Here is a 12,700-nt window from a genome sequence, read left to right on the forward strand (position 1 = left end):
CATGCGAAAGGCTCGACACCTGTTGTTGATCGTCGCGCTTGCTTGCGCGCCAATGCTGCTTGCCGCAGAACCCATGCGCATCGTCACCACCTTCACCATCCTGAGCGATTTCACGGAGCAGGTAGCAGGGGATCGCGCAGAAGTCATCTCCCTGGTCGGGCCCGATGGTGATTCCCACGGCTACGAGCCGACACCGGCGGACGTTCGGGAAATCTCAAGGGCGGACCTGGTGATCGTCAATGGTCTGAACTTCGAAGGCTGGATCGATCGCTTGATCGCGGCCTCGGGCTACACCGGTGAGGTCGTGGTGGCAACCCGCACTGTCAACGCCATCGAGACCGGCGAGGACGACCATGGGCATGGCCATGACGACGACCATGGGCACGGCCATGACGATGACCACGGGCATGGCCATGACGATGACCACGGGCATGGCCATGACGACGACCACGGGCATGGCCACGACGACGACCACGGGCATGGCCACGACGACGACCATGGGCATGGCCACGACGACGACCACGGGCATGGCCACGACGACGACCATGGGCATGGCCACGACGACGACCATGGTGATGGCCATGACGATCATGGCCATCACCATGGGCCGGAAGATCCCCACGCCTGGAGTTCTCCGGTGAGTGCGAAGCAGTATGTGCAGGTTATTCGCGATGCCCTGATCGAGAAGGATCCGGAGAACGCGGCGCATTACTCCAGTCGTGCTGATGCCTACCTGGCAGAACTCGACGAGCTCGACCAGTGGGTCCGCGACATGCTGGCGCCGATCCCGGAAGAACATCGCCGCGCCATCGTGGGACACGACTCATTTGCCTACTTTGGCCGTGATTACGGGGTGGAATTCTTCTCGGCGCTTGGGCTGAGCACCGACGCGGAACCCTCCGCCAGCCAGATCGGCAGGTTGATTCGCCAGTTGCGGGAAGACAACGTTCGCGTGCTGTTCCTGGAGAACATCACCGACACGCGCATGGTGGACCGCATCGCCGCAGATGGCGACGGCTACATCGGCGGCTCGCTCTACTCCGATGCGCTGTCCCAGCCGGATGGCCCGGCGCCGGACTACATCTCCATGATTCGCTTTAACGTCGAGAAGATGCGCCGCGCGTTTGAGGAGGCCTACAGTGACTGACACCACGCCGGTACCGGTAACGGTACTGACGGGGTTTCTCGGCGCCGGCAAGACCACGCTGCTCAACCGCATACTCACCGAGCAGCATGGTCAACGCATCGCCGTCATCGAGAACGAGTACGGCGAGATCGGCATCGACGACGCCCTGGTCATCAACGCCGATGAAGAAGTGTTCGAAATGAACAACGGCTGCATCTGCTGCACCGTACGCGGCGACCTGATCCGCATACTCGGCACGCTGATGCGCCGCCGCGACCGTTTCGACCACATCCTGGTGGAGACCACCGGCCTGGCCGACCCCGGGCCGGTGTCCCAGACCTTTTTCGTGGATGACGAGATCCGCGCCGGGCTCAAGCTGGATGGAATCGTCACCCTGGTGGACGCTGGCCACCTGCTGCTGCACCTCGACGACTCCGATGAGGCGCGGCAGCAGATCGCCTTCGCCGACGTCATCGTGATCAACAAGATCGACCTGGTATCCAAGGAGGAACTGACCGCACTGGAGCGGCGGATACGGGGCATCAATGCGGTGGCCCTCATCCACCGGGCGAACCAGGCCGATGTACCCATCGATCAGATGCTCGATGTCGGCGGCTTCGACCTGGATCGGGTGCTGGCCCAGCGACCCGACTTCCTGGAGCCGGAATATCCCTTCGAATGGGCCGGCGGCTGGGTGCTGCGGGCGGGCGAGGCTGTTGTGGAGGTGGCACCCGGGCCGGATCCCGCCGTGCGGGTGTTCGCCACGGCTATCAGCGGCGAACAGCCTGCCATCGAGACCTGTCTCGACGCCGCCGAACGGGCATTTCGCGGCAACTTCCGGGAACTGTCGCCGGGGGACACCCTGCCGCTGAACACCTGCGTCAGCCTGCCGTTGCCATCATCAGGCGTCGACCATTACCGCCTTGCCGTTCCCGAGCGCGGCCTCTACGCCCTGTTCACCGAACATGGCGCCGACGAGTTCGGCCTGCGCCTGCTCGCCGGCGGCGAGCCTCTGCGCCCCAGCGTGGAGCGCGCCTTCGCCGCCGGGCACAGCCATGACGACAGCCTGGGCTCGGTGGGGCTGTCCACCGACGAGCCGCTCAGCAGTGCCAAGCTGAACGCCTGGCTTGGCCCGTTGCTGGCGGAAAAGGGGCAGGACATCTTCCGCACCAAGGGCATCATCAGTCTCGCCGGGGAGGATCGCCGCTTCGTCTTCCAGGGCGTGCACATGCTGCTGGACGGGCGCGCCGACCGCCCCTGGCAGGCCGGCGAAGCGCGCCGCAGCGAACTGGTGTTCATCGGCCGCAACCTGGACCGGGACGCCCTGCGTCAGGGCTTCCTCGCCTGCCGGGCATGAACGACGACGTCCAGCGCCTGCAGGCGCCGGTGCTTGCCGTTTGCGATGAGTTTGCAACGGCCCTGGCCTGGGACCCCGCCGGCAAGCGACTGGCCGTGGGGGCAGCAGATGGCAGCGTGGCTGTCTACGATACGGACACCGGTGAGCTGTACTGGCGGCAGGTGAAGCACTTTCCCGGCACTGCGTGCCTCGGCTGGTCCCACGACGGCACCCGACTGGCCAGCGGCGGTCACGATGGCCGGGTTCGGCTCTGGGACGGCGCCGATGGCAGCCTCCTCTGGGAGTATCGCGCCGGAGACTGGGTGGCGCATGTCCACTGGCTTGCCGACGGCGCTGCCGTGGTGGCCGTCGCCGGCAGGCACGTGCTGCGCCTGGACTCCGCCGATGGCGCCTGCGGCGCCCGCTTCGAGGCCGATTCCACCCGTAGCGACCTGCGTCCGGACCCCTGCTCCGACGGTCTGCTGAGCGCAGGCTACGGCAATATTCATCTGCATGATCCCGCAACCCTTGAAAGCCGCCACACCTTCCACTGGAAGGGCTCCATGCTCTGTGCCGCCGCCAGCCCCAACGGCCGCTGGCTGGTGGGCGGCTGCCAGGACAAGGCGGTCCATATCTGGGACCGAAACACCGGCGCGGACCTGATGATGAGCGGCTTCAGCAGCAAGGTAGGGCAGCTCAGCTGGGACGCCAGCGGCGACCTGCTGGCCACGGGCGGCGGCGCCGAAGTGATCGTCTGGAACTGCGGCGGCAAGGGGCCGGAGGGCAAGGAGCCGCTGGTGCTATCCGCCCACCAGTCCCCCATCGAGGCGCTCGCCTTCGACCATCGCGGCAAGCGGCTTGCCAGCGGTGGCGGTGACGGGCTGCTGCTGCTCGTGGACGTGGCCGGCGAAACCATCCGCGCCGGGCTGCTGGACGACAGCGCCGTCAGCACCATTGCCTGGTCGCCGGACGACGCAACCCTGGCGGTGGCCTACGCCTCGGGCCGTATTCGCCTCTGTCCGCTGGACCCCGCCGAACCATGACCGCGCCGATACCGGTCACGGTGATCACCGGGTTCCTGGGCAGCGGCAAGACCACCCTGCTGGGGCGCCTACTGTCCCACTCCGCCATGGCCGGGACAGCCGTCATTATCAACGAGTACGGCGAAGTGGCGCTGGATCATTGGCTGGTGGAGAGCGGTGGCGAAGAACTGATCACTCTGGGCAATGGCTGCGTCTGCTGCAGCCTGCGCGGCGACCTGGTGAGCCGGTTCAGACGTCTGCTCATCAACGCCGGGTCCGGCCAGGGGCCGGCGTTCCGGCGCATCGTCATCGAGACCACAGGCCTCGCCGACCCCGCCCCCATCGTCCATACCCTCATGCAGGACCCGTTGCTGAGCGAGCGCTGTGTCATGGACGGCATCGTCACCCTGGTCGACGCGGTGCATGCGGCCGCCACCCTGGACGCGCACCCCGCCGCCGCCACCCAGGTTGCCATGGCGGACCGCATTCTGATCACCAAGGCCGATCTGGTCGCACCGGCGGCGCTGGCGGAGGTTCGCTGCCGGGTCCAGGCCGTGAACCCGTCGATAGCGGCGCTGCCGGTGGAATATGGTCGGGTGGAGCCGGACGCCATCCTGCACTGCGGCCCGGGCACTGGCGGTGTCGCTGCCCTGGGGCGCTGGCTGCCGGGGCAGACGTTCGCGCCCCTGGGCGAGTCCAAGGGCCTTCCGGACAGGCACCGGCGTGCCGGCATCGAGACGCTACTGCTGGAGCCGGAGGCACCGGTTTCCCGGGCCGCGCTGGAGCGGTTCATGGATCTGCTCTGCGAAACCTGGGGAGACAGACTGCTACGCTGCAAGGGGATCCTTGCCGTGACCGACGACCCCACCCGGCCTGCGGTGGTGCACGCCGTCAGGCACCAGCGTCACCCGGTGGGACGTCTGCCCGCATGGCCCGTCGACCTGCAGGACAGCCGATTGGTGTGTATCGGCGAGCGGCTCCAAGAGGACTGGCTGCGCGGCCTCTGGGCCTCATGCGCCGGCGGCTGAACACCACCGGCGCACGCGCGGTTCAGAACTCGAACTGGAAACGCATGGCGTAGACCCAGCTATCCCATTTCTTGGAATCGCCGTTGATCTGATCCTCGCCACGCTCGGCATTCACGTACATGGCATTGAACTTGAGCACGATGTCCTGCTCCGGGTACCAGTTAAGGCCCAGGGTATAGTGGTCGATTGACTGGCGGTCGTCCGGCTCGTGGTGCTCGTAGGAATCGGCAGTGGCGTAGCGCGCCAGGAGCTCCCAGCCACCCCGGCCACCTTCGCTCACCGGGCGCAGGATACGCGTGGCGCCGAAATCGCCGCTGAACGCCCGGTAATTCCGGGATTCGCCGGTGAGAAAGTAGCTCGCCTGGACGTAGTAGCCGTCATGGGTCATGGTGGTAGTATCGGGATCCACGAAATCCCTGGAATCCTCGTCCCGGCTCAGGCGCTGACGAATATACTCGCCCTGCAGGGAAAACGGCCCGAAGCCGGCAGCGGCCTCCAACGCGAACGTGGTGTAGTCCTCGACGTTTTCCATGTCATTCTCGCCGATGAGACGCCCATCCACCGCCCGGGTGCCGAGTCGGGTACGCATGCGCACGCTTTCGTATTCCCGGTCGCGCCCACGGCTGCGCTCGTACTCGTAGGCATTCGCCCGGTAGTTGGCGGATGCGCCCAGGTGGCTCCAAACGCGGTTTTGCTGGTCCATGAACGGCGCGAAGGAGGCACGGGCTGCCACTGAAAAGCCTTCCGTCACGTCACGATCCCGGGCCACGCCGTCACCGCCGAACACGCCAAAGGCACCATACCAGTTCGGTACCAGGGTCTCGTACATGATGCCGATCTGGCGGCTCGGCCGGTAGGCGTCCACCGGCGCGGCGCGCTCGATGAAAGAAATCCGCCGGGAGCTGGTGGAACTCTCCAGGCTGAACGGCTCCTTGAAATGGCCTACGGCCAGGCGACCGCTGTCGAACAGGTAGGCCATGTAGGCATTGGCGAAGCGGATTTCGTCGTCGCGGAAGTCGACTTCCAGTTGCCACTCCCAATTGTCGTACATGATGCCAAGCGCCCCCAGCCGCGCACGGCGGATAATGGTGCCGTACTTGGCCAGATCGCCCCGGTCGGCCCGCTCGTCGTCGGTGGTCTTGTAGTTGTCGTCGACATAGGCGAAGTCGGTCATGAGCCGGCCGCGAATGCCGAACCGGTGACGGCCATCTTCGGTCTCCACCCGGAACTTATTGACCCGTGTCCGGACATCCCGATCAGGGACATCCATCACCGGCTCGTAGTCCAGTCCGCCAAAGCGATCTTCCAGTTCATCGGCGGTATCACCGGCAAACGCTGGTGCCGCCAGCAGACCGGCAACGGCCAGCGTGGCCGCCGGCCTGATCAAGTGCTTATTCAACATGCTGTTTGCTCCGTTTGCATGGGTGGCACGCCCGGTGGCAAACGCTGGGAAAGTCCGTTTCTGGGCGATGCCCTGCAGCTGCGGCGCAGGTCGATTCCGAGCCGGGACGCGCGGGACCCATGAGAGGATTGAGTACCCGTGTTGGTTTTTGGCAAAGCGCCACCCTGTGCGTTGCCGAAAACCGACACTCAGGCTATGGGCGGAATATTGCAGGCAGGTAACGGTGGCGTGTCTGTTTTATGAAATTTTCGTGAAATCAGTCAGACCGACCGGCGCCTCAGCTGAAAAACCACCAGCACCAGCGTGGACAGCAGTATGGTGATGGTTGCCATGGCCATGGCGACAGCGATGTCGCCCTGCTCGAACTGATTGAAGATGAAGGTAGCGGTTACATCGACTCCCGGTGGCAGCAGCAGGATGGAGGCCACCAGCTCGCGCATGCAGACGATGAAAGTGGTGAGCCAGGCCGCGGTCAGTGCCGGGCGGAGCCGGGGCAGGACGATCTCCACGAACACCCGGGCTCGGCTGGCACCCAGGATTGCCCCGGCCCCCTCCAAGTTGGGGCTCATGGAGCGCAACGTGGAATTGCTGTAATTGAGAGCGTCAGTGATGTAGATCACCACGTAGGCCAGCAACAGCATCCAGACCGTGTTGTAGAGGTCGACACGTATCCAGACGGCGTTCCATGCCAGGATCAACGCCACGGCCATCACGATCTTGGGAATCACCCGGGGCAGCGTGGCAAGCCCGTCCAGGAAGCGCTGCATGGGCCCCTGGGAGCGAACGTTCACGTAGGCGATATAGCCACCCAGGATCACGCAGATGGTGGCGGCGGCCACGCTCAGGCCAAGGCTGGTGAGCAGCGCCTGCAAGCCACGGGAGCCCGGTTCCAGCAGCGCACGATAATGATCCAGCGTCAGACCGGGCATGCCCTGCCCCCAGCCATCCGCGAGACTGGTCAGCACCATGGCGACGTAGGGCACACCCGAACTGCAGGCGAACAGCAGCCCGAGCCAGGTCCAGGCCAGCACCTTGCCGCGGGCGCTCAATCGTATGATCTCCGGAGCGCCCGGCCGTACATCGCCGCCGCCGATCACATTCGCCAACCAGCGGCTACCGTAGAGCGTGATCAGCGCAAACAGGCAGAGCAGGCTGGAGAGGGAGGTGGCCAGAGCCAGGTCCACGGGCCAGCTCGTGACCAGGTAGAAGATTTCCGCCGGCAGCAGCGGCAGGTTGGAGCGCGTTCCCAACACCGCCGGCACGCCGAAATTCGACAGCGCCTCCAGGAACACCAGCAAGCCGGAGTTGAGTATGGCGGGCAGCAACAGCGGCAGGATGATTGTACGCATGCGCGTCCACCAGCCAGCACCGAGCAGGCTTGCCGCGTCCTCCAGCCGTCGCGGCAGACCGGAGAGTGTCGCTTCCACCGCCAGGGAGACATAACCGAATGAGGCAAGCGCCATGACGACGGTTACGCCCCAGAACGAGAAAAACCAGGCTCGCAAACCCTCGGGCAGGCCACCCAGGGCGGCGTCACCGAAGCCACCCTGTTGCATGATCAGTATGTAGGACAGCGCCAGGATATAGGGTGGCGTCATGATGGGGACCAGCAGGGACAAGCGCGCCCAGAGCTTACCCGGCATGTCGGTGCGGGCCAGCAGATAGCCACAGGGAATACCGAATATCCAGCTCACCAGGGTCACGGAGCCCGCCCACGCCAGGGAGGTGCCGATCATGGCCAGCAGATCCTGGGTCTCGACGATGCGACGATAGGCGTCGAGGAAGCCGTCGAAGCGACCGCCGAGTATGTTGGGGAACAGGCTCTGGGCGAACAGGATGGCCAGCGGGTAACCGGCAGCCCCGAGCATCAGGGCCACACAGAGCAGCAAGGGGATACGCTGTCGCAGGTAGCGACGCAGGCTCACCGGGATCGCCGCCATCAGCGTACAACCTCGGCGCGCTCGATCTCGATCTGGAAGCGGCGCAGGATCCGGTTCTGCCGCGCCAGGGCATCGCCGATATCCCTGGCGAGCAGGGGCGGGAGTTCGGCATCACCGCGCACTTCGCTCAGCGGCACGTCGCGACGCGCCGGCAAAAGATGCGTCGCGGCCACCTGCTGCTGCATCGCCTCGGAAAGATAGAAATCGACAAAGGCCTCGGCCTGATCCGGCATCGGCGTGCCTGCCATGATGGCGATGGGGCGTTCCACCAGCGCCGAACCGCCCGGCGGGTAGTGCATGACCAGTGGTGCCCCATCGGCAATCTGCCGGAAGATCAGATAATCGACCGCCGCAACCATGCCATCGAAAGCGCCCACCAGCAGGGTACTGATCGCCTGGGAGTTGGCGGCGGCGAAGTCCATGCCACCGCGACGCGCCTCGCGCAGGTCGGCGAAACCCTCTTCGCCACGATCCAGCACCCATGAGACGACGAAATCACCGGCAGACCCGGCTCTGCTCGGTGATGGCATGGTGAGTCGCAGATCGGCGTCGCCAAGCAGGACGTCCTGCCAGTCCATGTCTTCGCTGGCCACCTCCTCCCGGAAGGCCATGCCCACCAGCGCCGCCGATGTCGCGAAATAAGTGTGATCCGGGTCATGCCAGTCGGTATGGGTGTCCGCCCACCAGTCGGGATCCGGATAGTGCCGTAATCGCCCTTCCGACTTCAGCGCCTCGGCGGCAACGCGGCTTGCAAAAATGACCACGTCGGCCCGCGGCCGGTAGCGCTCTGCCTCGAGCCGCGCCATCACCTGTCCCGTGGTCGCGGCGAATAACTGCACACGGACACCACTCTCCGCGGCGTACGCCTCCACCACCGCTTCGGCCAGCGGTCTGGGCCCGGCGGAATAGACCGTCAGCGTATTCGAGTCGCCACCATCGCCATCCGAGCAGGCCACGACCAGACCGGCAGCAAGCACCAGCATGGCTGCCAGAGGAGAGAATGACTTCATCAGTCCGCCAGGAATCGAACCGCCTGCTGCGGGAAGCGGACATGCACCTGCTGACCTTCACGCACGCCGCCCCGGGCCAGCCCCCGGAGTCGCAGGCCATTGCCAAGCCGCACGAACGCCTCTTCATGGTCTCCGAGGAAGTGGGTCTGCTCACAGGTGGCGGGGAGACTGACCCAGCCGTCACCGTTCATGCAGCTGTCGTCCTGGCACACGCAGATGGATTCGCGGCGCAGCATGAACCGGCCGGCCATCGGCGCTTCACCCGCGGGCACGGTGACCGCCAGGTCCCCGTCCAGCAGGACGTGGCCGTTGCGGCGCTGGTATTGAACCAGGTTGGAGTTGCCGATGAAGCCGGCAACGAAACTGTTGGCCGGCTCACGGTAGAGCATTTCCGGTGTGTCGACCTGGACAAGACGACCACCATGCATCAGGGCGATGCGGTCACCAAGGGTAAAGGCCTCCTGCTGATCATGGGTTACATACACCGCCGTCAGGTCGGTCTCCCGAAGCAGGGTCGCCAGTTCGTGCTTCAGATCTTCGCGCAGGCGGGCATCCAGCGCCGACAGGGGCTCGTCCAGCAGCAAGACCCGCGGCCGCACCGCAAGGGCCCGTGCAATGGCTACCCGCTGCTGCTGCCCGCCGGAAAGATGCCCCGGCAGGCGGTCGATGAACGCCTCCATCTGCACCTGGCGAAGCACCTCTCGCACGCGCTGCTGCCGGTCACGGCGGCTCATGCCCAGCATGCGCAGACCAAACCCCACGTTGTCCGCGACGGACATGTGGGGCCACAGGCTGAAATCCTGGAACACCATGGCGAAACCACGGCGCTGCATGGGCACATGGATGCCGGCGGCAGCGTCATCCAGCACACGGCCATTGCAACGCAGTTCGCCGCCATCTGCCTCAAGCAGGCCACTGACGATATTGAGCAGCGTGGTCTTGCCGCAGCCGGAAGGCCCCAGCAACACCACGCATTCGCCACGCGCGACGGTCAGGTCGACATCATTCAGCACCCGCTCCCCGTCAAACTCCTTGCGCAGGCCTCGGCAGGATAGAAACTCTGTCATGCAACCTCCTCTGACGGATCGGGCGGTGCCGGGGCAGACGCTGATCCCCCCGCGATGACGTGCTAGTGTCCCGTGACGTGTGACGGGCCAGATTTTCAGGCGGCACCCATTGAGGAGCGCAAGCTTACCGGCTCCGTTTAACAGTTTGATGACAGGGCGATGACAGACATGGCTGGACCCACGCAAAGCCGGGCGACGGGGCGCTCCACGCATATCACCGCCGCAGGCGCGGAGGCGTTACGCAGGGAACTCGACTGGCTGTGGCGTGTGAAGCGACCCGAGGTGACCCAGGCGGTGGCTGATGCCGCCGCGCTGGGTGATCGATCGGAGAACGCCGAGTATATCTACGGCAAGAAGCAGCTCCGGGAGATCGACCGCCGCATCCGCTACCTCAGCAAACGGCTGGACGAGGTCACGGTTGTTCACGATACGCCGGCGGACACACGCCGAATTTACTTCGGTGCCTGGTTCGAGTTGGAGACAGAGTCCGGGGAGGCAAGGCGTTATCGAATTGTGGGTTCGGATGAAATTGATACCGGGCGTGGCTGGATCAGCCTGGACTCGCCCATGGCGAAGGCAGTTCTGCGCAAGGCAGTGGGCGACGACGTGGTGGTACAAACACCCCGGGGGAAGCAAATTTTCGCGGTGACCGCGATCTGGTATCACGATCCCGACGGATGAAGCGCGCCTGACGCAAATTGTTGGGCCATCTACGTCAGGCGCGTGTCTTTATCATCCCTGTTTTTTCGATTTCTTCTCCGCCGGCGCGTCATCCTCGGCGACCGCGCTGTCATGCACGGGCTGTACCGGGCGCTGGTCCTGGTTCTGGTGAGCCCCCCAGGCATAGTAGCCGCGAGCGTTGGCGGTGACCGGCTCGTTCACCAACACACACTGTGAGACCTGCGGTCGCAGATAGCCGTCAAGCAGATGACCACCGCCGCCGGTCAGCAGGATCGTGTCGTAATCCTTCAACTGCCACAGGGACTGCACCTCTACCAGCAACCGGGTCGCAACGTCCGTCAACACCTCGTCACGTAGGTCGCCGATATCTTCCTTGCGGCCAGAGATGTTGATATGACCCTCGATAACTGCGTTATCTAGCGTATAGGTCTCCCGTTCGACGCCGAAACGCTCGGCCAGGGCCTGCGCGAGGTTGTCGTAGCCTGTCGAAATGCCAATCGGTACCGTCCGACTGAACGCCGGCGCATACTCGCCATCGACAATGGTGGCGAAATCGCTGGTGCGAAAGCCCACATCAATGATGCCGATGCGGCCACCAAGCAACTGTGAGTTCTCATTGAGTTGCCCGCGGTCGTCCAGCACCTCCGACCAGAAGGTGCCGAGGGGCTGCGGCACCACCTCGATGTTGTCCAGGCGAATGCTCAGATCCTGCTTGCGGCTGCCCATGTGGCGGGTAATGGTGTGGTCGCCGCGCAGGCGGGAGACGAGATCATCCGCCAGGTGCATGCGCCCCGGCGGCAGGCCGGTGACCACGTAGAAGTCGTTCATGGCGTCGCGGCAGAACAGACTCAGCGCGCCAAGGAACAACACCTTGAGATCATCACCCTCGGCACGGGTCGCCGAGAGGCCACGATGCGCCATGCGCGAGTGTTTGATGGCCAGATCGCCGAGAAAGTAGACCTTGCCATTGATTGTAACCCGCAGGTCGTTGGTCGGATCCGGCTTCTGCAAACCGAAGGACGTTGGGCTGCTGGCCGTTCCCTCGCCAACCACACTGGGGAACCGACGCACTTCACGGCCGTCGTTGGCCTTGATGAAGCCGTATCCCATGTCGAGACCAATCACACGTTCCACTGCGCTACCCCCTGCTGAGTGCGTTTCCGATGCCGGCGGATCATCCGTCGGCCCTGCCCCCCTCGGGGATGCTAGCACAGCCTGCCCACGAGGGCAGAGAGGCCTACGTCGCATTTCCTGAAGGAGATATTGATTAACGCTGACAATGGCTGCAGAAATAGGTGGCCCGCTGGGCCATGCGCTGTTGCCGGACAGGTGCACCACAGACGCGACAGGGCTCGCCTTCCCGGCCGTAGACCTGCAGTTCCTGGCTAAAATAGCCGGGCTGTCCACTACTGCCGACAAAATCCCGCAACGTGGTACCGCCCGCCGCAATGGCCTGGGCAAGTACGTGGCGAATGGCGTCCACCAGCAGGGCGTAGCGTCGCAGGCTGACGCGCCCGGCCGCGCGGGACGGCAGGATACCGGCCCGGAACAGCGCTTCACTGGCGTAGATGTTCCCCACGCCCACCACGGTGCGGGAATCCATGATGAACGTCTTGACCGCGATGCGCCGACCACGGGAGCGACGATAGAGGAATTCTGCCGTCAGCCCGGCCTCCAGGGGCTCGGGGCCGAGACTGGCGAGCAGCACGTGACTGGGCACTTCCCCGGGCAGCCAGTGGAAGCTGCCGAAGCGCCGCGGATCCGCGTAGCGAAGAATCGCGCCATTGTCGAACAGCACGTCCACATGCTCGTGCAATGCCGGCGGCTGCGCCGCGGGCAGTATCCGCAGGCTGCCAGACATGCCCAGATGAATCATGAGCGTACCAAGCTCGAGCCGAAGCAGCAGATACTTGGCGCGCCGCTCGACAGCACGCACCCGCTGGCCCCGCAGACGCTCGGACAAACCCTGCTCGATTGGCCAGCGCAGGCGGTGATCGCGGACGGCCACAGCGGTGACCATGCGCCCGGTGACGTGCGGCTCGATACCACGGCGGGTCGTCTCGACCTCGGGAAGTTCGGGCATGGCCT

The 12,700-nt window shown here is 64.9% G+C and carries 11 protein-coding genes; 5 read left to right on the plus strand and 6 right to left on the minus strand.

Annotated elements, in window-relative coordinates; genetic code table 11:
- Position 1 precedes the first annotated feature (1 nt).
- From J2T57_RS01180 to J2T57_RS01195, 4 genes are read left to right on the plus strand one after another with little or no spacing between them, the layout of a single operon-like run.
- Positions 2-1,147, plus strand: coding sequence for a metal ABC transporter solute-binding protein, Zn/Mn family (locus tag J2T57_RS01180; protein ID WP_253472981.1), 1,146 nt, complete (start codon positions 2-4; stop codon positions 1,145-1,147).
- Positions 1,140-2,483 (plus strand): CobW family GTP-binding protein, encoded by a 1,344-nt coding sequence (locus J2T57_RS01185; protein WP_253472984.1) that lies wholly within the window; start codon positions 1,140-1,142, stop codon positions 2,481-2,483. Before J2T57_RS01180 ends, J2T57_RS01185 begins: the two co-directional genes overlap by 8 nt.
- A complete protein-coding gene (locus J2T57_RS01190) occupies positions 2,480-3,505 on the plus strand; it encodes a WD40 repeat domain-containing protein (RefSeq protein ID WP_253472987.1) in 1,026 nt (341 codons plus the stop codon). The genes J2T57_RS01185 and J2T57_RS01190 overlap by 4 nt, the downstream gene beginning before the upstream one ends.
- Positions 3,502-4,512, plus strand: a complete 1,011-nt coding sequence (locus tag J2T57_RS01195) for a CobW family GTP-binding protein (protein ID WP_253472990.1) — start codon at positions 3,502-3,504, stop codon at positions 4,510-4,512. Before J2T57_RS01190 ends, J2T57_RS01195 begins: the two co-directional genes overlap by 4 nt.
- A 22-nt stretch (positions 4,513-4,534) precedes the next feature.
- Here the strand turns inward: J2T57_RS01195 and J2T57_RS01200 are convergent, their stop codons facing one another.
- From J2T57_RS01200 to J2T57_RS01215, 4 genes are all read right to left on the minus strand, one after another.
- Positions 4,535-5,914: an OprO/OprP family phosphate-selective porin gene (locus tag J2T57_RS01200; protein WP_253472993.1), complete on the minus strand. Its 1,380-nt coding sequence runs from the start codon at positions 5,912-5,914 to the stop codon at positions 4,535-4,537.
- 260 nt (positions 5,915-6,174) lie between these two features.
- The gene (locus J2T57_RS01205) at positions 6,175-7,854 is read right to left on the minus strand and encodes an ABC transporter permease (protein ID WP_253472996.1); all 1,680 of its coding nucleotides are present in this window, start codon (positions 7,852-7,854) and stop codon (positions 6,175-6,177) included.
- Positions 7,854-8,864 carry an extracellular solute-binding protein gene (locus J2T57_RS01210; RefSeq protein ID WP_253472999.1) on the minus strand — a complete coding sequence of 337 codons (1,011 nt, stop codon included), beginning with the start codon at positions 8,862-8,864 and terminating at the stop codon, positions 7,854-7,856. The genes J2T57_RS01205 and J2T57_RS01210 overlap by 1 nt, the downstream gene beginning before the upstream one ends.
- Complete coding sequence (locus J2T57_RS01215) at positions 8,864-9,931, minus strand: ABC transporter ATP-binding protein (RefSeq protein ID WP_253473001.1); 1,068 nt, start codon at positions 9,929-9,931, stop codon at positions 8,864-8,866. Before J2T57_RS01215 ends, J2T57_RS01210 begins: the two co-directional genes overlap by 1 nt.
- Positions 9,932-10,099: 168 nt before the next feature.
- Between J2T57_RS01215 and greB the strand changes: the two genes are divergently transcribed.
- Entirely contained in the window at positions 10,100-10,612 is a 513-nt protein-coding gene (greB, locus tag J2T57_RS01220; protein ID WP_253473004.1) for a transcription elongation factor GreB, read from the plus strand.
- Between the two features lie 51 nt (positions 10,613-10,663).
- Here greB and J2T57_RS01225 read toward each other — a convergent pair whose 3' ends face one another.
- Positions 10,664-11,746 carry a ParM/StbA family protein gene (locus J2T57_RS01225; protein WP_253473007.1) on the minus strand — a complete coding sequence of 361 codons (1,083 nt, stop codon included), beginning with the start codon at positions 11,744-11,746 and terminating at the stop codon, positions 10,664-10,666.
- A 133-nt stretch (positions 11,747-11,879) separates the two neighbouring features.
- Positions 11,880-12,695: a bifunctional DNA-formamidopyrimidine glycosylase/DNA-(apurinic or apyrimidinic site) lyase gene (mutM, locus tag J2T57_RS01230; protein ID WP_253473010.1), complete on the minus strand. Its 816-nt coding sequence runs from the start codon at positions 12,693-12,695 to the stop codon at positions 11,880-11,882.
- Positions 12,696-12,700: the final 5 nt, after the last annotated feature.

The sequence above is a fragment of the Natronocella acetinitrilica genome, from assembly GCF_024170285.1.
Taxonomy (GTDB): domain Bacteria; phylum Pseudomonadota; class Gammaproteobacteria; order Nitrococcales; family Aquisalimonadaceae; genus Natronocella; species Natronocella acetinitrilica.

What these genes read in the sequence shown, in the direction of transcription:
- J2T57_RS01180 (WP_253472981.1), top strand. Translation starts at nt 2, where the DNA reads ATGCGAAAGGCTCGACACCTGTTGTTGATCGTCGCGCTTGCTTGCGCG.
- J2T57_RS01200 (WP_253472993.1), bottom strand. Translation starts at nt 5,914, where the DNA reads ATGTTGAATAAGCACTTGATCAGGCCGGCGGCCACGCTGGCCGTTGCC.
- J2T57_RS01215 (WP_253473001.1), bottom strand. Translation starts at nt 9,931, where the DNA reads ATGACAGAGTTTCTATCCTGCCGAGGCCTGCGCAAGGAGTTTGACGGG.
- J2T57_RS01205 (WP_253472996.1), bottom strand. Translation starts at nt 7,854, where the DNA reads ATGGCGGCGATCCCGGTGAGCCTGCGTCGCTACCTGCGACAGCGTATC.
- J2T57_RS01190 (WP_253472987.1), top strand. Translation starts at nt 2,480, where the DNA reads ATGAACGACGACGTCCAGCGCCTGCAGGCGCCGGTGCTTGCCGTTTGC.
- mutM (WP_253473010.1), bottom strand. Translation starts at nt 12,695, where the DNA reads ATGCCCGAACTTCCCGAGGTCGAGACGACCCGCCGTGGTATCGAGCCG.
- greB (WP_253473004.1), top strand. Translation starts at nt 10,100, where the DNA reads ATGGCTGGACCCACGCAAAGCCGGGCGACGGGGCGCTCCACGCATATC.
- J2T57_RS01210 (WP_253472999.1), bottom strand. Translation starts at nt 8,864, where the DNA reads ATGAAGTCATTCTCTCCTCTGGCAGCCATGCTGGTGCTTGCTGCCGGT.
- J2T57_RS01195 (WP_253472990.1), top strand. Translation starts at nt 3,502, where the DNA reads ATGACCGCGCCGATACCGGTCACGGTGATCACCGGGTTCCTGGGCAGC.